The 21,326-nt window shown below is 41.9% G+C and carries 14 protein-coding genes; 8 read left to right on the plus strand and 6 right to left on the minus strand.

The genetic code is table 11. The annotated features are described in order from the left end of the window. Positions 1-68 precede the first annotated feature (68 nt). Together GSQ19_RS06610 and GSQ19_RS06615 are read right to left on the minus strand one after the other, a co-directional pair. Positions 69-1,460 (minus strand): right-handed parallel beta-helix repeat-containing protein, encoded by a 1,392-nt coding sequence (locus GSQ19_RS06610; RefSeq protein WP_011317180.1) that lies wholly within the window; start codon positions 1,458-1,460, stop codon positions 69-71. 637 nt (positions 1,461-2,097) lie between these two features. Continuing rightward, positions 2,098-3,252 carry an NAD-dependent epimerase/dehydratase family protein gene (locus GSQ19_RS06615; RefSeq protein ID WP_011317181.1) on the minus strand — a complete coding sequence of 385 codons (1,155 nt, stop codon included), beginning with the start codon at positions 3,250-3,252 and terminating at the stop codon, positions 2,098-2,100. A gap of 494 nt (positions 3,253-3,746) precedes the next feature. Between GSQ19_RS06615 and GSQ19_RS06620 the strand changes: the two genes are divergently transcribed. Then, the gene (locus tag GSQ19_RS06620) at positions 3,747-4,736 is read left to right on the plus strand and encodes a protochlorophyllide reductase (protein ID WP_011317182.1); all 990 of its coding nucleotides are present in this window, start codon (positions 3,747-3,749) and stop codon (positions 4,734-4,736) included. 282 nt (positions 4,737-5,018) lie between these two features. Here GSQ19_RS06620 and dnaK read toward each other — a convergent pair whose 3' ends face one another. Then, a complete protein-coding gene (gene dnaK, locus GSQ19_RS06625; protein WP_011317183.1) occupies positions 5,019-6,920 on the minus strand; it encodes a molecular chaperone DnaK in 1,902 nt (633 codons plus the stop codon). 514 nt (positions 6,921-7,434) lie between these two features. Between dnaK and GSQ19_RS06630 the strand changes: the two genes are divergently transcribed. Continuing rightward, positions 7,435-9,948, plus strand: coding sequence for a U32 family peptidase (locus GSQ19_RS06630; RefSeq protein WP_011317184.1), 2,514 nt, complete (start codon positions 7,435-7,437; stop codon positions 9,946-9,948). Between the two features lie 699 nt (positions 9,949-10,647). On the opposite strand, the gene GSQ19_RS06635 is transcribed toward GSQ19_RS06630, so the two are convergent. Further along, positions 10,648-11,073 (minus strand): helix-turn-helix domain-containing protein, encoded by a 426-nt coding sequence (locus GSQ19_RS06635; protein WP_011317185.1) that lies wholly within the window; start codon positions 11,071-11,073, stop codon positions 10,648-10,650. Positions 11,074-11,552: 479 nt separating this feature from the next. Here GSQ19_RS06635 and GSQ19_RS06640 point away from each other — a divergent pair, with 479 nt between their 5' ends. Then, complete coding sequence (locus GSQ19_RS06640; RefSeq protein ID WP_041455922.1) at positions 11,553-11,834, plus strand: hypothetical protein; 282 nt, start codon at positions 11,553-11,555, stop codon at positions 11,832-11,834. A gap of 350 nt (positions 11,835-12,184) precedes the next feature. Here GSQ19_RS06640 and GSQ19_RS06645 read toward each other — a convergent pair whose 3' ends face one another. After that, positions 12,185-12,883, minus strand: a complete 699-nt coding sequence (locus GSQ19_RS06645) for a YdcF family protein (RefSeq protein ID WP_011317186.1) — start codon at positions 12,881-12,883, stop codon at positions 12,185-12,187. A 323-nt stretch (positions 12,884-13,206) separates the two neighbouring features. Between GSQ19_RS06645 and ctpB the strand changes: the two genes are divergently transcribed. From ctpB to GSQ19_RS06660, 3 genes are all read left to right on the plus strand, one after another. Further along, a complete protein-coding gene (gene ctpB, locus GSQ19_RS06650; RefSeq protein WP_041455924.1) occupies positions 13,207-14,544 on the plus strand; it encodes a carboxyl-terminal processing protease CtpB in 1,338 nt (445 codons plus the stop codon). Between the two features lie 188 nt (positions 14,545-14,732). After that, complete coding sequence (locus tag GSQ19_RS06655; protein WP_011317188.1) at positions 14,733-15,701, plus strand: glycosyltransferase family 2 protein; 969 nt, start codon at positions 14,733-14,735, stop codon at positions 15,699-15,701. Positions 15,702-15,766: 65 nt separating this feature from the next. Further along, positions 15,767-16,462, plus strand: coding sequence for a response regulator transcription factor (locus tag GSQ19_RS06660; protein WP_011317189.1), 696 nt, complete (start codon positions 15,767-15,769; stop codon positions 16,460-16,462). A 529-nt stretch (positions 16,463-16,991) separates the two neighbouring features. Here the strand turns inward: GSQ19_RS06660 and GSQ19_RS06665 are convergent. Further along, positions 16,992-17,273, minus strand: a complete 282-nt coding sequence (locus tag GSQ19_RS06665; protein WP_010995902.1) for an Npun_R1517 family heterocyst differentiation transcriptional regulator — start codon at positions 17,271-17,273, stop codon at positions 16,992-16,994. A 691-nt stretch (positions 17,274-17,964) separates the two neighbouring features. Between GSQ19_RS06665 and ndhM the strand changes: the two genes are divergently transcribed. Both ndhM and GSQ19_RS06675 read left to right on the plus strand, forming a co-directional pair. Then, the gene (gene ndhM / locus GSQ19_RS06670) at positions 17,965-18,321 is read left to right on the plus strand and encodes an NAD(P)H-quinone oxidoreductase subunit M (RefSeq protein ID WP_010995900.1); all 357 of its coding nucleotides are present in this window, start codon (positions 17,965-17,967) and stop codon (positions 18,319-18,321) included. Positions 18,322-18,958: 637 nt separating this feature from the next. Beyond that, positions 18,959-21,235, plus strand: a complete 2,277-nt coding sequence (locus GSQ19_RS06675) for a protein phosphatase 2C domain-containing protein (protein ID WP_011317190.1) — start codon at positions 18,959-18,961, stop codon at positions 21,233-21,235. Positions 21,236-21,326: the final 91 nt, after the last annotated feature.

The following is a 21,326-nucleotide window of genomic DNA, read 5'->3' on the forward strand; positions in this document are numbered from 1 at the left end:
AGAAGATAAAAGTTTTTCTGTATAATTCACATTCTCGGCACACAACCCCCTGTTTTTCTCTCTAGTTACTAAAACTGATACTCGTATGCACCGACATCATATTTAATACCAGAAGGACGAGGATTACTGAGGATATCTTTCTTTAATTGACTCCAGGTATAACCATTGTTAATTGCTGGACTAGTTACATTCAATTGGAAGTTGTTTAGGGATGGGTTAACAAACTGGGGGTCTGCAATAATATCATTAGCTCCCATCACAGTGATCAAGGAACTATTAGCGTATACATTGTAGTTATAACTAACATTTGTATTGCTCCAGTTATTGTTGACATTTTTGCCAGGATAAGCGTAAAGAATGTTATTCCACACCTTGACATTTGACGAGGCATTAGCAAAGATTTGCCCATGAGAGATTTCTGGGCTTTGGTTATTCAAATAAGCAGTATTGTGAACAATATCTACATTTTCACTGAGGTAGGTATGAATGCCCGTACCACCATTTTTATATGTAAGATTGTTAGCAACCAAAGTACGTCCTAGATAGGGGCCTAAAGTTGATCCGCCTTGAGTATTTCTTAAATCATCGATGACGATACCATTACCATCTTCAATTTTCCCACTGTATACGAAGGGAATATACTGTCGATTATCATAAACCCGATTGTTGGTAACATACATTCTGTATCCCTTATTGCTATCATAATTCCAATTCTGATAGACCGAAATACCACTGCTAGCATAAGGAGAGTACCAAGCATTGTTATAGACTTCATTGCCATCTATCGTTACATAGTCTGCTTGAATTACAGCAATACCACCACCGCCGCATCCATGTATCTTGTTGTTGAGGATTCGGATGTGATGCGGATGACCATTGTTCCGTCCATCAATGGTGATACAATTTCCGATTGTCCAGGGATTATAAAGGTTATACTGCTGTTCTCTAGCATAATCAAGGCTGATATTGTCATTATTCCCTTCTATCTCTAGCCCTTGGATCTCGACATAAGAGGCTCCATCGCCAATATAAATCCCATTCCAAGCATCATGCTTAATTTTAGGTGTATGTCCACTAGATGCCCGAAATTTGATCCATGCGTTAGCGTTACCAGAGCGAGTTATGGATACAGCATAGCCAGCACCAGGGTATGGATTTGTGTACAGTCCGTTCATAATTATGACTGTATCCCCTGGGTTGGTCAAATCTGCAGCTCTTTGAATTGTTCTAAAGGGAGTAGTTCTGGAGAGTCCATTATTGCTGTCTTTTCCCGTACCACTTACATAATAGGTTTTTGGTGTAGTAGCTGCGGCTAATAAAGTGTGTTTAGGTGCTTTGACTTCTTGAACAGTAGAGGAATTACTGGTATCAATCTTTGATGTGGGTGTATGTTTTTGTACATTAACTGAGCTGCTGAAAAGGACGGGCATGATTAGCAATGCAGTAAAGTTAGTCTTCATGATTAGGTATGCTCGTAAAAAGTTAACAAGTTTTGCGGTCAGATAATAACGTAGGTTCCTAGTTATTTTGATGACAGTGTAATATTTATTCGTTTCAAAATCTTTAAATACTGTATTTTTTTTACTATTACCAAAGATGGACAGTCATGATGAAGTAAATTTCGCAGCTAAGCATGAAATTTTTCTAGGGGCTGGAGACTGATATTTTTACTCAGAGTTGTCCGCTCGGAACTGAATTGTGTTAAGACTCACGCATAAGAACACAAAATCAACGGTGTAGGAATATAGCGGTGTAGGACTTTAAAACCCTTACACTGTATTCCCTTGGAGTTGGAACGATTTTTCTGTCGCTAAAAATGGGGCTGTTTTTTGGGCCAAATCTATACTTTGCGCTTATGTAATGATCGGCTGCCTTGAAAGTGGGGAGTAGGGAGTAGGGAAAATACAGCTTTTATATTTGGCTGCGAAAGTTTTTTCTTCAGGACTGTCTTCCTCAAAGGAAAATCTACAACGAAACATCAAAATAGCCTTTTCTGATCTAAAAATAGGGTGTAAAGGTATGAGAGTCTAGGTGTTGAACAATCTCATACTTTTACACCCTGGGAGAACAAAAAAGCTTTTTGCTTCAGTCTTATTGTTAATTTCTATGCCAAGAGACTTTGGGTAAAATTTGCTTTTGATCAACTCGTCCTTGATACTTGACAGCAAAGTTTAAGAGAGAATCTAGCAGAGAATCAGAGAGATAATGAGGTTGCAAGCCTAAATCGAGTAGTTTAGTGTTTTTGGCATTGAAGTAATGTTCTTCTTTTTCGATTCTGGGATTATCGAGGTTATTGATCTCTACATTTAGTCCCAAGGCATTGCCAGCTTTTTTCACCATTAATGCCAGGTCACCAACACTGAATTGTTCAGTAAATTGGTTAAAGACACGAAACTCACCCGATGGAGCCGGATTAGCGATCGCTAGTTCTACACATCGCACCGTATCCCGAATATCCAAGAATCCGCGCGTTTGCCCACCTTTACCATAAACAGTTAGGGGATGACCAGTTGCAGCTTGAATGCAGAAACGGTTGAGCGCTGTACCAAACACACCATCATAATCTAGTCGGTTAATTAAGAGTTCGTCCATCCCCGTTTCTTCGGTGAGAACGCCGTAAACCACACCTTGATTTAAGTCTGTTGCCCGCAATCCCCAAATCCGACAGGCAAAATGGATATTGTGGCTATCATGAACTTTACTCAAGTGGTACATTGAACCGGGTTGCTTGGGATAAGGTAGGGTATCCTTGCGTCCATTGTGTTCAATGGTGATGTAGCCTTCTTCGATATCAATATTAGGTGTGCCGTATTCCCCCATTGTTCCTAACTTCACTAAGTGACAGTCAGGAAAATCTTCCTTCATTGCATACAGCAAATTCAACGTACCCACAACGTTATTGACCTGGGTAACAACTGCGTGTTCACGGTCAATCATCGAAAATGGTGCTGAACGCTGTTCGCCAAAATGGACTATGGCATTTGGCTCAAATTTATGCAACGCTTTTTGGAGAAATTCATAGTTGGTAATATCGCCAACAAACAGGTCAATAGATTTGCCTGTTAAATCTTGCCAGCGCTGGAGACGTTGCTGAATTGGGGCGATCGGAGTCAGAGTTTCGATACCCAGTTCATTATCCCAGTGCCGACGCACCAAACTATCTAATATTCCAACTTCATAACCGCGATTGGAAAGATAAAGTGCGGTTGCCCAACCGCAGTATCCATCGCCACCAATAACTAGGACTTTCATTTTCACCAGTTTTTACTCGCTGATAGCTTAATCTATCAGGTTTGGGTACCCCCTCACTCATCATTCTGGAAGATATGGAATCAGAAAGGACTCCTAATTTCCACGATAAAATAATGTCTTCTTGCGGCGATCGCATTATGAGGATCACTCATTGATTGGTCTGATGAGCAAGGGAATGGCATCTGAAGATTTTGTTTACGAATCAGATATTCGATGATAAAGCAGGCATTTCAAGGAAGTACAGTATTTTGCACCACCCACCCATACCATTTCTCATGCAGATATCATTCCTATATGTGAGTCAATACCCTGACCTTTACTCAGACAATTTCCTATTTTGCCAAGCCGCAACCAGATTTATTAAGCAATTTGAACTAAAAGTTAAGATTGATGTGACTCTATGTAACAGTCAGTAATCAACCAATCAGAGGTAGCAACTCCTTGAGGTAAGATCCTGAAAATAGGAAAAGGCGATTACATAGAGTCTTAAGACAATGGCACAGGATCGAAAATCAACAGTTATAGTCACTGGAGCTTCTTCTGGGGTTGGTTTGTACGCTGCAAAAGCCCTTGCTAAAAGAGGATGGCACGTCGTCATGGCTTGCCGCAATTTAGAGAAAGCAGAACAAGCCGCGCAAGAAGTCGGAATCCCCAAGGATAGCTACACCATCATACATATTGACTTAGGCTCATTGGATAGTGTGCGCCAGTTTGTGAATGACTTTAGAGCTACTGGCAAATCCTTAGACGCTCTATTGTGCAATGCTGCCATTTATATGCCCTTAATCAAAGAGCCTTTACGCAGCCCAGAAGGTTACGAATTGACTATGACCACCAATCACCTTGGTCATTTTTTGCTGTGTAAGCTCATGCTGGAAGATTTGCAGAAGTCATCGGCTGCGGATAAACGACTTGTGATTTTAGGAACTGTCACCCACAACCCAGACGAACTAGGTGGTAAAATTCCCCCGCGCCCAGACTTGGGTAATTTGGAAGGGTTTGCCCAAGGCTTTAAACCACCAATTTCTATGATTGACGGTAAGAAGTTTGAACCAGTGAAGGCTTACAAAGACAGCAAAGTTTGTAACGTCCTAACCATGCGGGAACTGCATCGCCGTTATCACGAATCCACCGGCATTACTTTCACTTCCCTTTATCCCGGTTGCGTCGCCGAAACACCACTATTCCGCAACCACTATCCCCTATTCCAGAAAATCTTCCCCTTGTTCCAAAAGTACATCACTGGCGGATACGTATCCCAAGAGTTGGCAGGAGAGAGGGTTGCAGATGTGATTGCTGCGCCTGAATACAAACAATCTGGTGCTTATTGGAGTTGGGGAAATCGTCAAAAGAAAGATGGTAAGTCTTTTGTACAAAAAGTTTCTCCCCAAGCTCGTGATGATGAAAAAGCCGAACGCCTGTGGGATTTGAGCGAAAAGCTAGTTGGACTGGAGTCACAAAAGCCAGTTGCACTCAATAGTTAGTAATTTGTGTTGGTTGTTGACGGTTGATAGTTGACAGTTGATGGTCAACTGTTAATACCAATTCTCTATAAAGTTGCACCCAATAAATAATTGTAGAGACGTTGCCTGCAACGTCTCTACAGTCCAGAATAAAGCACATCTTCATTAAGAAATTTTCACCAGTCCCCAGGCGTATTCTGCTTTTCTCAATATCTAAACATAAAAAAATTCCCACTCAAGTCAACGCTTGGGTGGGTAATATTGAGTAGGTACAAATTAATGTACCTTAAATCATTACCAAGATTATTTAGTCTCTGTAAAATCAGCGTCAATTACATCATCACCACCATCAGATGAAGTAGTACCGCCATCTTGAGGAGCCGCACCAGGCGCAGCACCGCCACCAGCTTGTTGATAGATATTGCTACCAACTGCGAACAATGCTTGTTGCAATTCTGGGGTCAGCTTTTTGATTTGCTCGTCGTCTTCCTTAGCAACGGCTTCCCGCAGGTCTTTCACTAAACCTTCAACTTTGGTTTTATCTGCTTCGGGGACTTTATCACCCAATTCTTGTAGCTGCTTCTCAGCTTGGTATGCCAAAGAATCGGCTTGGTTTTTGCGCTCAATTTTCTCCCGGCGTTCTTTGTCAGATGAAGCGTTTTGTTCCGCTTCTCTCACCATGCGGTCAATGTCAGTTTTATCCAGAGTGGAAGCACCAGTAATACTGATGGACTGTTCCTTACCAGTACCTTTATCTTTAGCGGTGACGTTCAGGATACCGTTAGCATCAATGTCGAACACGACTTCGATTTGGGGAACACCCCGTGGTGCTGGAGGAATACCATCGAGGCGGAAGGTTCCCAAGCTCTTGTTATCGTTGGCAAATTCTCGTTCACCTTGGAGGACGTGAATTTCCACGTTGGTTTGACCATCCACGGCTGTAGAGAAGACTTCAGATTTCTTGGTGGGAATTGTGGTGTTACGAGGAATAATCTTTGTCATCACACCACCCAAGGTTTCTACACCCAAGGACAATGGTGTTACATCTAACAATAAGATGCCCGTGACTTCACCACCCAATACACCTGCTTGAATTGCTGCGCCAACTGCCACAACTTCATCAGGGTTAACAGTTTGGTTTGGTTCTTTACCTAGCAGATTCTTAACGAGTTGTTGTACCGCAGGGATACGGGTAGAACCACCCACTAAGACCACTTCATCAATATTGTCTTTCTTGAGTTTGGCATCCCGTAGCGCCTGTTCGACGGGAATACGGCAACGGTCAATCAAGTCGGCACAAAGTTCTTCAAACTTAGCGCGAGTCAGGGTCATATCCAGGTGTTTGGGGCCGTCCTGGGTAGCGGTGATGAATGGGAGGTTAATTTCTGCTTGGGTAACGCTGGAAAGCTCAATCTTAGCTTTCTCTGCTGCTTCGGTTAAGCGTTGCAGTGCTTGTTTGTCTTTGCGGAGGTCAATACCTTCGTCTTTTCTGAACTGTTCAGCGAGGAAATCAACGATTTTTTTATCGAAGTCGTCACCACCAAGGTGGGTATCACCAGAAGTAGCCAATACTTCAAATACGCCGTCGCCTACTTCTAGGACGGATACGTCGAATGTACCACCACCAAGGTCAAATACGAGGATGGTTTCATTGCTCTTTTTATCAAAACCGTAAGCCAAGGAAGCAGCTGTAGGTTCGTTGATAATCCGCATGACTTCAATACCAGCAATCTTACCAGCGTCTTTGGTCGCTTGACGTTGGGAGTCATTGAAGTATGCGGGAACGGTGATTACAGCTTGGGTAACAGTTTCACCAAGGTATTTACTAGCATCTTCCACTAGTTTGCGGAGAACCTTGGCAGAAATTTCTTCGGGAGCAAATTGTTTACCGGCTCCAGGAGAGTCTACCTTGACGTTACCGCCACTGCTGAGAACTTTGTAGGAAACTTCTGTAGCTTCGTTTGTTACTTCGTCGTAGCGACGACCAATAAAGCGCTTAACAGAATAGAAAGTATTTTCGGGGTTCATCACCGCTTGGCGCTTGGCGATTTGTCCTACTAGGGTGTCGCCGTTTTTAGCAAATGCCACTACCGACGGTGTGGTGCGGAAACCTTCTGCGTTGGCAATAACTGTGGGTTTACCACCTTCCATTACTGCGACGCAGGAGTTAGTTGTTCCTAAGTCAATTCCAACTACTTTTGCCATTTTAGGTGCTGGCTCCGTATAACTACAAATGAATGGGAATATAAAGGGCTTTATTTTTGAACTAACTAGTGAAAAAAGCAGTCAGTTCAGTATCCATAACCGTTGATTTGGTCTTCCTGGGTGGGAAACTCCAAGTTATGCTGATATATATACTGAAGCTCAGGGATCGCCAGTCCATGAAGGGTGGTTTCCCGAACCTTGAATGGGACGGTTAATTTTAAAAGTTGTTTTTAGCTGGTTCATGGATTAAACTGCTGTCACTCTGTCTAATTTATGAGAATTAATACTTTGAGTAATTAGGGTCAACCGTAACGTTAATGTGGTGTTTGCCGTCTTTAGAGATAAATAACCCTCGTTTGCCTAAGATAAACCCGGCAATAAATAAAGCGATCGCTCCCCTAATTACGTTAAGTTACTGATATAAATACACCATTGGTAATTGCTGATTCTCTTCCAGTCGCCAGTTTTTCTCAGATAAAATTACTATGGTGATACATAACCTTTGCCAAACTTGATGAAAAGCGCTGACTTACAAAATCCCCAATCCTCTTTTTCACGTCCTGACATCCTCGCACCGGCTGGTAACTGGGAATGTGCTAAAGCTGCTGTAGAAAATGGGGCAGATGCGATTTATTTTGGTTTGGATAGGTTTAACGCCAGAATGCGGGCGCAAAATTTTACTGAGGCAGATTTACCTGAATTAATGGCATTCCTGCACCTGCGGGGTGTGAAAGGTTATGTCACTGTCAATACACTGATTTTTCCCCAAGAATTAGTCCAAGCGCAGCAATATCTCCGCACAATTATTGCTGCTGGTGTGGATGCGGTGATCGTGCAGGATGTGGGTATTTGTCGGCTTATCCGTCATCTGTCACCAGATTTTCCCATTCACGCTTCCACACAAATGACCATCACTAGCCCGGCTGGCGTGGAATTTGCCAAGTCTCTTGGTTGTGAACTGGTAGTACTAGCCCGTGAATGTTCTCTTGCGGAAATTAACAAGATTCAACAGCAGATTGCACAAAGGTCTGCTTCCCTACCCCTAGAGGTTTTTGTTCACGGGGCTTTGTGTGTAGCCTATTCTGGTCAATGTTTGACTAGTGAAGCCTTGGGAGGACGTTCTGCCAATCGTGGTGAGTGCGCCCAGGCTTGCCGAATGCCCTATGAATTAACTGTTGATGGGGAAATTATAGATTTAGGCGATCGCAAATATTTACTTAGCCCCCAAGATTTAGCAGGATTAGAAATTTTGCCTGATTTGGTTAAGTCAGGGGTGACAAGTCTCAAGATTGAGGGACGGTTAAAAGCTCCAGAGTATGTGGCTAATGTTACCCGTGTCTATCGACAAGCATTAGATCGGGTGATGGGACAATCACAAAGGGATTATGTATCACACCAAGAGCGCTACGACTTAGAAATGGCTTTTTCTCGCGGACTTTACACTGGTTGGTTTCAGGGAATTAACAATCAAGAACTAGTTCACGCCAGATTTGGCAAGAAGCGCGGGGTTTACTTAGGTGAAGTCAGCCGTATTCGCAATGAAGAGGTGACAATTAAATTAGAAGCACCTGTGAAGCCAGGGGATGGTGTGGTATTCGATTGTGGGCATCCAGAGGCGAAAGAAGAAGGTGGTCGAGTTTATGGGGTGGTGCAGAAGGGTAAAGAAGCTGTATTAAGCTTTGGTCAAGGTAATGTGAACTTCCGCCGTGTTCATGTAGGAGATAAACTGTGGAAAACTAGCGACCCAGAACTTGATAAACAATTGCGCCAAAGCTTTGCTGGAGATAACCCCCAATTTCAACGTCCCATAGACTGGGAAATTCATGGGGAAATTGGTCAGATGTTAGTGGCGATCGCCCGCGATGAACTCGGTAATATTGTACAAGTAGAGTCAGCAATATCATTAGTTGCAGCCCACACCAAACCCTTAGATACAGAACGGTTACAAGAACAATTCGGTCGTCTTGGTAACACTCCCTTCCGTTTAGGAACCCTCACCAATCACCTCAATGGTGCGGTCATGGTTCCCGTCAGTGAGTTAAATCGGATGCGGCGAGAAGTTGTGACTCAATTAGAAGAATTACGCAGTCAACCCAAACGCTGGCAACTACGTAGTCATGTTTCCTTTCAAGACCTCCTCCCTCCCCTATCTCCCCAATCCCCTCAATCCCCCTCCTTCATTGTTTTAGTCCGCAACCTCAAGCAACTCCAAGCCGCCTTACAAACTGGTGTCGAAACCCTATACTGCGAATTTGAAGATCCCCGCACCTATAAAGAAGCTGTAAAACTAGTACATGAGGTAAAGCTAGAATCCGCCACTCCCCAAATCTTCGTCGCTCCACCCCGCATTACCAAACCAGGCGAAAACTGGATTTTACAGCAAGTCCGCGCCGCCAACGCTGATGGTTATCTGATACGGAACTACGACCAATTAGAATTTTTTGCAGGCGATATTTGCATTGGTGATTTTTCGCTGAATGTTGCCAACCCTTTAACCGCAGGCTACTTTAAGCAAAACTTTGGTTTGGAAAGGCTAACAGCATCCTATGATTTAAATATCAATCAGCTAGAAAACTTACTTACCAGTTGCCCTGCCCAGTGGTTTGAGGTGACAATCCATCAACATATACCCATGTTCCACATGGAGCATTGTGTATTTTGTGCCTTTCTCTCAGAAGGAACTGACTATACCAATTGTGGCAGACCGTGTGAAAAACACGAAGTGAAATTGCGCGATCGCGTGGGTAGTGAACACGTCTTACAAGCAGACGCAGGTTGTCGTAATACTGTATTCAATGGTACAGCCCAAACCGGAGCCGAATACGTACAGCGCTTGATAGGCTTGGGTTTAATTCACTTCCGCCTTGAGTTTGTCAATGAAACACCTGAACAAGTGACTAAAACAATACAGCGTTATCGTCAATTACTGGCAGGTGAAATTACAGGTTCTCAACTGTGGCGAGAGTTAAAACTACAAAATCAGCTAGGTGTAACTCGTGGCCCCTTGGGTGTAGCAGCACTGCGATGAAATGCTTGCTGGGAAAGGTGTCCATTAAAGAATTATTTGTCAATTTTAAAAAATTAATGTCAGGCAGTGTCAGAGGCTAAAAAGCTTATACATCAAGGAAGTTACGCTTTTCACCGCTCTTATATTCTTTGAAGGCTTTTAAATAATTAAATGCCTTTTCTTTAAAAACCGACTCCTCAAAATTTAAACAATTAAATGCCTTTTGTTATGTTCGTCTCAACAGACTACTGACTTTTACTGTTATTCAGGGGAGCGATCGCTCTATTAAGTGGGGTGGAGCATCGTCGCTTATTATCTGCCTACCTCAATGTTATTGTGTCCTTTCATCATCTAGCACCACTCGTGAAAATCGATAACCACAAGTATATTTATCAGTAAAAGTGACACTAATTCTTTAAAACTGAAATATACAAGGCTAAAGTATTAGCCTAATTGCATAGGGCTAGAAAAATCGAACGTCTGGACATTAATTATTTAAAACTGACAAATAATTCCTTAATGGACAAAAGGACAAGAATACGCCGTCAACAAAGATATGATGGAATCTTTTGCTCAAAGTAAGAAAATTTAGCGTAAAGCTTATGATAACTTCTCTCAGAGACTATCCAGAGCAGGAGTTTTGCGATCCAATGCTGGTTATCTCTATTGAGCCGTTGTAGTTTTATTCTTAACATGGTTAATTGAAAATTTAACCAGACTCTATTCTGTTGGGTTATCCATACTCAGATCACTGGACAAATTTTTAGTTCCTTTTGCTATTTCCTGGCGAATTTCATCCAATTTTTCACCAGCTACCCACTCGCTAACAGGCGTAATCCGATACTCATCTGTACGCCCATTCCGTTTCCTCTGTATTACTAAATTAGCTTTCATAAGAACTTTTAGCGCCTGTTGAGCTTTACGCATACTCATCTTGCATATTTCTGCCGTTTTACGAAGACTAGCAAAGCAGACTCCTTCAGGCTTGCCACCTGTTCTACGAATTATGTGAGTGTAAAGCCTGAACTCATAAGGATCTAGCCCATATTCATCTAAAAAATTATGGATGTAAGCAACAGATGAAGGAAAAGAGTCTGCCTTATGAGATTTTAGCTGTTTAGCTGACTGCTCTTGTTGTTCTAGCATAGCACTTTAATGCGTGTATATATAACTGATTCAATTCTACCTAAGCATATTATGCCACGCTTATGTTATATCTTATAGGTATTTCTTAGATTTATTTTTTAAAGTATATAACTTAACCGCTTAAAAAAGTTTTTATAATCGTTCAAAGTAAATAAGACTCAAATTCATAATCCTCAAAACACTATACTTGACGCTGTCAAGTAAGCGATTAAAAAAACTTATATATATGATAAGAAACTACAATACTCAAAAAAAAACCACTCCTCCAGCACATGATACGTGGAAGTTGTGGTAACATAGTTTTCAATGCCAAATAAAAAAGCCGGTAAACCTCGCAAAAAATGCAAGTTTGCCCAGCTCTGTTTTTATAGTTGTTCATATTCTATCACTAAATGATAGAACTTTAAAAGCTTAGGTAACTGCTTTTTAGCTAGGTGGAAGGCTTTACAGGCATATAAACCATTACTTAAAAAGTAGAAATGAAAAACAAAACACTAAGCCAAAGTAACACTAACGTAGATTTGGGAGGTAAAATTCCCAGCGACGGAAACATTAGATGTATAGAGCAGTTGAAGCACATTAGCGTCAAAGGCAACCAAGGGATTTTGAAGTTAAATCCCAAATACAAGAAAGGTTTTATTGGTTGTTTATCTTTTGTGTTACTTATGTCATCTACTTCTGAATTTCAGGCTAAGTTTCAGTTAACAGTAGAAACCGATGTAAATGTAGTTGTTATAATTACTGAGATACTCAATAGGTGAGTTTTTAAGTAATAATACTTAATTAGCCAAAGATGATTATCTCCGTCGGATTCGATTATCTTTGGTTAAAAGCTTTAATAATGTGTTTCACGTTTGGAGCCATTTGAACCGTTTCTCACAATTATAAGGTAGTAGAAATAGCTATATATTTCTACTACCCGACTACGATAACCTCGTATTTTCAATGCAAAACACTTCATTAAGTCCAGTGTGCCAGTAGTTAAGTTTCAAGCTTAGGCACTATATTTATACCTAACTTGTAAGTAAGGGCTGGGGAAAAGACCAGTTTCACTGCCTAGTACGAAAGTGGTCTCATCGGGACTGACTTTTGTCGCCTGTCTTCTACCCCCTCACATCCTCAAGTCCCCTTGATATTCACACTTAAAACCTCGACTTTGCCAAGTTGACATATTTACTTTGCTCAGTTGCATAACTTTTGGGCATTGTGGCTGAATGATTTGACTCAAGCCAGCCCATAATATGCTACGGGTGACATCTAACCCTGTTTTGATCCAAGACTCCCGATTACCAGGAACACCAGTTTCTTTAACGACCTCAACTTCTACCCAAATACCACGAGAGCCTAAAAGAATCTGTGCCATCCATTTAGCTCTTGGTAAATGAGTGGGTGAAGTAATTAGTCTGACTTTATGTACTCCCCAACTTTTTAATATCGGTACTCCATAGTAGAAATTTTCAAAGGTGGAATTGGCACACTTTTCCAGCCAAACATTAGACAAATCTGCCGCCTCACGCTCAAAAATTAGCTTGATACATGGGTCTGGAGAACCTTGGGAAATTAAAATGGGGATTTGTGGATATTGTTTGGCTATTTGGGCAATATAAATTTCCCGTCTAATACTACCGCCAAGGACAAAAAAGGCATCTGGAGGCTGGGAAGAAGCAAAAACTAGGGTTATAGTGGTGATGATTAGCCAACCGCCAAGCACCAGACATAAAACCCCCACAAGTTTTTGTATTAATCGCCACTTTTTCCTTATGTCTTCCCTTGTAGGGACTGATGAATTTCTGTTGAATTTGCGCCTCATGACACAAGATAAAAAAGCTTGGTTAGTTAAGCTTAAAAGACCAGCAATTCTCCAATAGAAGTGCTATCTTATAAAATTAATATGGGGTGTAAAGATGACAGTAACAAAACTGTCACACTATTGTCACACTGCTAGATTAAACTAGCTAAGAAAATCAAAGAAATAGTAATGATTGTTAATAAATTAATGCAAAATATTAGCATAATTTAAAGGGGAGAATTAATGAGGGGAGTGTAGCTGAAAATTGAGTATAAAAACTTAAAACTTTACCCAAAGTCTGATTGCTAAACTGTCAAAATCACAATAAATCCCTGCTGATATACATGAACTCATCTGCGAAACATCACTCGCTGCTCCAGGTTGCTATGATTGGAGGAGCGATCGCTACAACAGCGACTATATCCGTATTTGGCCCAGCTTGGACTCGTAGCGTTCGTGCCGCCTTACAAGATAGTCCTAAAGCGGTAATAGACCAAGTATGGCAATTAGTAAATAACGAATATGTTGATGGCAAGTTTAATCAACAAGATTGGCTGGCAGTTAGAAAAAGTTTATTAAGCAAAGATTATTCATCTAAAGAAGAAGCTTACGTGGCAATTCGGGAAGCCCTACAAAGGCTGAACGATCCATATACCAGGTTTATGGACCCCAAGCAGTTTGAAGTCCTCACCAGTCAAACATCTGGGGAAGTATCTGGTATAGGTATCCGCATGGAGTTGAACGAAATAACCAAGCGGCTGACTGTCCTAGAAGCCATAGAAAACTCTCCAGCCTTGAAAGCGGGGATTAAAGCAGGTGATGAAATCCTAGCAATTGACGGCAAACCCACCCAGCAAATGAAAGTGGATGATGCCTCTAAATTAATTCGCGGTAAAGAAGGCACCGCTATTACTTTACGTCTAGGACGTACTGGAAACAGTGCCTTTGATTTGAAGCTCACCAGAGCCAAAATAGAAGTACCAACTGTTTCCTACAACCTGAAGCAAGAAGGTAGCAGACGGGTTGGTTACATCCGCTTACGGGAGTTCAGCGCCCACGCCGCCGAGCAAATGGCACGAGCTATCCGCAATTTGAACGGACAAAAAGTAGATTCTTATGTATTAGATTTGCGGGGAAACCCTGGTGGTTTATTACAGGCGAGTATTGAAATTGCTCGGATGTGGTTAGATGATGGTGGCATTGTCCGTACCGTTAACCGTCAGGGATTTAACGAAGATACAAAAGCTAACCGGACTGCTTTAACAAAACTTCCCTTGGCCGTATTGGTAGATGGTAACTCAGCTAGCGCCAGTGAGATTCTGACAGGTGCGCTCAAGGATAATAAACGAGCTGTAGTGATTGGTGGTCAAACCTTTGGCAAAGCTTTAGTCCAGTCAGTTCATGAATTACCCGATGGTTCAGGTTTGGCAGTGACGATCGCTCACTACTATACCCCCAACGGTACAGACATCAACCATAAAGGTATTACACCAGATATCAAACTGGAGTTAACCGACGCACAGGAACGCCAACTAGCCAACAATCCCAAACTAATTGCTACTCAAAACGATCCGCAATATGCCCGTGCGATCGCGGTATTATCTGGCAATACCTTTGCTCGCCCTCCCCTCAATCAAACTAATCAACCAATGAGTCTGGGTGCTAATGAGTTGAAGTTTTAAAAATCTGTTCTACGAGTGATTAGTTACCAGGTGTTCATATATCAGCATTTTTCTGTTCCATAATTCTGGAGCCATAACCAGAACATGAGTGGCGCGGGAATACTAAAAGAAGACAGGAGTCAAGCGGAGAATATCTGACTCACTCCTATACTAAGTTAGTATTTCCCTAACCCACACTCTCAGGTTTTATGAATCATCAGCAAAATGATCCAACCACCGCCAACAGCTTTTTGCCAATGGTATCGGTGGTTGTTCCTATTTATAACGGTGAGGCAGATTTACCAGAGTTAATCAGCTGTTTTGTATCTCAAACCTATCCCCCAGAAAGGGTAGAATACTTATTGGTAGATAATAACAGCAGCGATCGCACCCTCTCCTTCATAGAAAAATCTGCGGCTAATTCCCCAATTAATATTCGTCCCCTCAGCGAAAATAAAATTCAAAGCTCCTACGCGGCGCGTAACATAGGAATCCGGTCTGCTGTCAGTGAAATTGTGGTGTTCACAGATGCTGATTGCCGTCCCCAACCCCAATGGCTGAATTCACTAATTCAACCTTTTGTCAATCCAGAAGTGGTAATTGTTGCAGGTGAAATCACTGCTTTACCAGGAAAAAACTTATTAGAAAAACACGCAGACCGCCAAGATACGCTCTCACAAAAGCACACCCTCGCTAATAGCTTTTGTCCCTACGGTCAAACGGCTAACCTAGCAATCAGACGCACTGCCTTTACTCAAGCAGGGTTATTCCGTCCCTATCTGACTACTGGCGGTGATGCAGATATTTGCTGGCGAATTTTGCGGTCAAATATTGGTAGTTTAGAATTTGCCCCAGATGCCATTGTCCAGCACCGTCACCGTGCCACACTTAAGGAGCTAGCCAGTCAATGGCGACGCTACGGACGCTCCAATCGCTATCTGCACGAACTACATGGTGTAAACTTAATGCCTGATATCAGCCTCAAAGATATCGGCTACCGTTTAACACGTTGGTTAATTAAAGAATTACCACGGGACATCGCCAAAGCGATCGCAGGTAAAGCCGACTTGGTAGATGTATTCAATACTCCCATTAGTCTGTTCACAGCTAGAGCGCGTGCAGTCGGACAACGGGATGCCCAACTACCAGAACAGGCTAAGACCATTGAATGGTTGTAGGAAGTTTGAATTTTCGATCCATGATTCGCTACATTGGAACAAGGTAAACCATAGGAAATTTTTAGATGTCAGCACAATTGTTACTGGTAGATGATGAACCCGGATTGAGAGAAGCCGTCAAAGACTACTTGCAAGAAAGTGGTTTTAGCGTTCAAGTCGCCAGTAATGCCCGTGAGGGTTGGGATTTGATGCAGCAAAGCACACCAGACCTCGTAATTTCTGATGTGATGATGCCTCAGGTAGATGGGTATCAATTTCTCAAGCAATTGCGCGAAGACCCCCGATTTCAATCACTCCCCGTGGTATTTTTAACAGCTAAAGGGATGACGAGCGATCGCATCCAAGGATATCAAGCTGGCGTTGATGCTTATCTACCTAAACCCTTCGACCCAGATGAACTGGTAGCGATCATCGAAAACTTACTTACCCGCCGCAACAGCAAGCCTCCAAAAACCACCGAAGAAGGCGAAACACCAGATATAGCCGAACTAGCCAATCAAATTGCTCAAATCAAAGCTTTATTAACTCAAAGGAATGCAATTTCCCAGTCACCTGCTCCTTTTAAAATTGACCTCACTCCCAGAGAACAGAGCGTTTTAAACTTGGTAGCTGAAGGACTAATGAACAAGGAAATCGCCCGCCGTCTCGAAACCAGCGTGCGTAACGTCGAAAAATACGTCAGTCGTTTGTTCAGTAAAACAGGAACTAACAGCCGTACTGAGTTAGTTCGTTTTGCCTTGGAACACGGTCTAGCCAAATAAACTACTCCGAAACTTCCATAAGAATTTACCATCTCTGTACCTTCATATAGGACAGAGATACAAATGCTTTATCGGAAATATCTTATGTAGCAGTAAAAATACTATTACACTTAATAACTAAGGATATTGCAGGATCAACTATCAACTTTTTCCAAGATGTGAGAGATGCCGTTGCAGAATTTGTGGCAATGTTTACTATTAATCTCCGCAAATAAAAGTAAAACCCTGGTCAGAGCAATTGCCCTCACAAATAAGACCTCTAAAACTTTTACTAGTCTCAGAAGCGAAATATTAGTGCTAGTAATTACTCATCTATATAAGTACAGTAAATGGTAAAAACTACGATTGTAGTTGCTTTATTTAGCTTTTCGGAGAGTAGGGTAAATTTGAGCTTATTAACAAAGGCATTAAGTTATACAAGCCAACTCAATATTTAGAGCAAATAGGTAAATGGGCTAACTTATAAGAAATTAAGATTTTCTGCCCAGTATTTGATTTGCCGCTACTCAAATTGCAACTTTATTTCTAACTATTGATTAGTATCAACAGCATTACGTAAACGCATCAATTGACGACGCATTTGAGGTGATGCTTTAAACTCAGAAACTTCTTGTGCTTTTACAGACGCTTGTAGCATCTCTAAAAAGTCATCCGACCCTTCAGTTAAAGCATCTAGCAGGATCTGCATCAGTTGTTCGCGATCGCCCAACAAGCTTTTTTCCTCAACTAACCGGAATTTGAGATGTATTTCGCACTCATAGACACCGACTTCTATATTATTTATTTGCCGTGGTAATGCTTTCGAGTTCATAGTTTTAGAGATTCCTGTGCTTGGTGGTATGAGGTTGAGGAGGTATATCTCCTACAAAATTTCTGTATAGTCTTTTGAATTCGTTCTGCCTGAATTAACAATTTCTTTTCAATTCACCGCATTTATCTTCCATTCCATGCTCCTGATTTTTTTAGATAGTCTTTTATTGTCGAAGATCGAATCTTCCTGTGTCAGTTGTATTTCAGGTAAGCCATAACTATTATTCAGTTTTTGAGATTATATACAATAAAGTTTCTGTAAGAAGTTGTTCTAGGTTTTTAAAGCTTTTCACATCAACTTTATTTTAAAGTCAACAATAGTTTGAGTTTTTACTGAACTTTTCGTGTTTACACGTAAGTAAATCCCTCATTTTTTTTGATTTTATTAAAGCTAGACGTAGTTGTATGCTAATTACGTAAAATTACTCAATGTACGTTTTGTTCATCATCAAATTCAGGAGTGGTAGATGAGCAATTTTATCAAAAGTAAAATCTTGGTTTTAAACCATAGCATAGACTCTAAGTTCAACTGAAGAAAATCCAATCAACCTCTGGGGAACAGGGAAAAGAGGGGAGAACGGACTCCAATATTCTTCCCTAGTCCCCAGCCCCATTTAATTTGAGTGCTTTGAAGCCCATATATAGCGTCTACAATTATTTCAGTGTAATTAACCTGAATCTGACACCCTGCTATGGAAAACGCAACGCTGCTCAAGTCTACAACCCGACACATCCGCATTTTTGCAGCAGAAATTGACCGGGATGGTGAACTAGTTCCCAGCAATCAGGTCTTGACCTTGGATATCGACCCGGACAACGAGTTCAACTGGAATGAAGATGCTTTGCAAAAGATTTATCGCAAGTTCGATGAATTAGTCGAAGCCTCAAGCGGTGCAGACCTGACAGACTACAACTTACGCCGCATTGGGTCAGACTTAGAACATTATCTGCGATCGCTCCTCCAAAAAGGCGAAATCAGCTACAATCTCTCTGCTCGCGTCACTAACTACAGCTTAGGGCTTCCTCAAGTGGCCGTTGAGGATAAATAGTACGCAAGATCCCCAGAACCCCGACTTCTACTTCTTGAGCAAGAAGGGGTTCTGACTTATTTTAATAAATGTGTTAATTTGAACAGCACTAAATCAATTAGATATTTATCATCCAATTGGAGTGCTGTACGAATTATATAAGCGTTAGCCTACTCTACGATTTCTCCACAGGAGTAGCCGCAAGCTAAACTTAAGCTATTTTGCTTTCCTGCGGAACGCCACTCACACCTGTAGGGTATTACTAAGGATGAATTGTCCAGATGTTGAGCGTTGAGTATCTTAATTCTTAATTAAAGTTTATGACTGTTCCACAACTTATAAACTATGGAAATATCTGTGTTTTTTGCGATCGTTCATGATTAACGCAACCAAAGCAAAAAATCTAGACAAGATGAGTGTTAGCGGCTCTAGCAAGGGAAAGCAACAGATAAATAAAAGCTATGATGAGGCTGTAAGATTGACAAAGGAGTATGGTGTTTGCATAAGTTCAGATAAGTATTAATATCTGTTGGTATCTACCAGCTAAAATCATGATCCCACGATGGATAACTCGAATTCAAGAAATATGAGCGGTCTTCATTCTTGCCGCTACCAGTGCTGTTGAAACAATTGCCAATCGCTGATCGGTGCGAACACTATGGAAAATGATGCGGCAACGCTCTACTGTCCAAACGAACTTTGTCAGGCTGCGAACCCCCTGACACACAAGTTTTGCCAGCGATGCTCCACACCCTTACCCAAGCGTTATTTGTGGGTGGTGGGAGATAGTCTGAGTATTGGCAGTACAGGAGAAATATTAGCCGATCGCTATTTAATTATCAATCAGTCTGTTGTTTTAGATACTAAACCCGGTTTACTACCCCAAGCGCCCGATTTAGAAAATACCCATCCCATCAGACCTTATCTGCGGCTCATCCCCTATCGGTTAAATATCCCCCAAGTGTATGGGGTGCTGCCGGCAACCGATGGGTGCGTCCAAAGTCAAGTTTTATTGTTAGAAAAATCTCCTTTGTTCGCAGACAATTTAGCTCAACAGGTGCATTTGTGTAGCGAATTTACCGATGCTTGGCGCTACGCTACATCAATGCGCCAACTACATTGGCTGTGGCAAATTGCCAATCTTTGGCAACCTTTCAAGAGTGAAGGCGTTGTATCTAGCCTACTCAACCCGTACCTGTTGCGGGTGGAAGGACCATTAGTGAGGTTGTTGGAGCTGCATTCTGACCCCACAACAGCCCTAGAATTGCCACAATTGGGTGAATTTTGGCAACAACTACACCAGGAAGCCAAACCAGCCATAGCAGAATTTGTTCAGCAAATTAGTTATTTGCTCATTCAAGGCGAAATCAAATCCTCAGAGGTACTAGTTGCTGTTTTAGACAGAGGATTGGCAGAACTCAGCAAATCACAAACGCCTACTATTCAAATCGCTACCAAAACTGACACTGGCCCCAGCCGTCAACGGAACGAAGATGCTTGTTATCCTCCCAGTGGCACATTACTGAGCAAACCACCCCAACCAACGGCCTTAGCTATTGTTTGTGATGGCATTGGTGGACATGAGGGCGGCAATGTTGCCTCTAATTTAGCAATTGAAACTGTCCACAAGCAGGTACAACAACTGATAAATGTACCACCAGACCATATCGAACCATCGCTGTTGATAGCTGATTTAGAACGGGCAGCAGCCGTTGCCAACGACAAAATTAGTCAGCGCAACGACAGCGAAAATCGCCAAGGACGAAAACGTATGGGTACAACCTTGGTGATGGCTTTACCTATTGCCCACGAAATGTATATTACCCACGTCGGCGACAGTCGCGCCTATTGGATTACCCGTCACGGTTGTTATCAAGTTACCCTTGATGACGATGTGGCATCACGGGAAGTGAGATTAGGCTACGCAGTGTATCGTGAAGCAGTACAACAAGGCGGTTCAGGCTCCCTCGTGCAAGCTTTAGGTATGAGTCCTAGTAGTTCACTACATCCCACAGCCCAAAGATTTATCCTCGATGAAGATGGGGTATTTCTGTTAACTTCCGATGGGTTAAGTGATTTCGACCGTGTGGAAGACTATTGGGAAACGGAAATCTTACCAATTCTCACGGGTGAAGAAAATAATATAGTTAACGTGGTTGAGCGATTGGTAGACATTGCTAACACGAAGAATGGACATGATAATGTGACGATCGCTCTAGTTAACTGTCAAGTCAAATACACCGAACCACAGATAACTCTAAAGGCAGTTGTTCCCGACAGCACTCATATCAAAACTGTCAATTTGACATCAAAAGCGCTACAGCCAACCTTACTAGAGGCTAAACCAGAACAAAAAACTCAAGTGGTTCCCAGCAACTTACCTAATAGAATCAGCAAACTGCCCCTAAATCTCATCGTGCCGTTAATTTTGGTGGCAACAGCTGGTGTCTTGGGATATTGGGTAATGTTACTGCGATCGCAATATGCCATTCCCACAGTCACCCCAACGAGGACTTTACCATCAGCCACCCAGAGTCCCAAAGTACAGCAGCGATCGCTAAATAATCTCGCACCTGGATGGATAATTAAAACTAACAGTGAAATCACTTTCAATCAACAACAAGTACCCCCAGAAAGTTTTTTAGAAGTGATTGATAAAAAATTCAATCCTCAACCTGCTCCAGGGATTTATGAAGTATACCTACGTCTTTGTAACCCCCAGCCAGCTAGCGCTAATAATTTAGCTACAGAACCTCCGCCACCTTCAGACCAGCCAATCAAAACGGAATTAGCTCAACTGAAACGATTTGCTGTGACAGTTTTACAACCCAGTCAAGATAGCCCTTGTAATAGTGTTTCTCTACCAGCAGACATCCCACCCTCAGCAGCCAATACTCCTAACAATCCAGGTGCAGCTGAATCAAATAATCGATAAACTGATAAAAACCTGAAATAATACAAATAATAACAAGACGCAATTTACAAGCCAAAAGTTTTTCTTATGGAAAATCACACTTGGCTATTAT

The organism is Trichormus variabilis 0441, from assembly GCF_009856605.1.
GTDB classification, from domain to species: domain Bacteria; phylum Cyanobacteriota; class Cyanobacteriia; order Cyanobacteriales; family Nostocaceae; genus Trichormus; species Trichormus variabilis.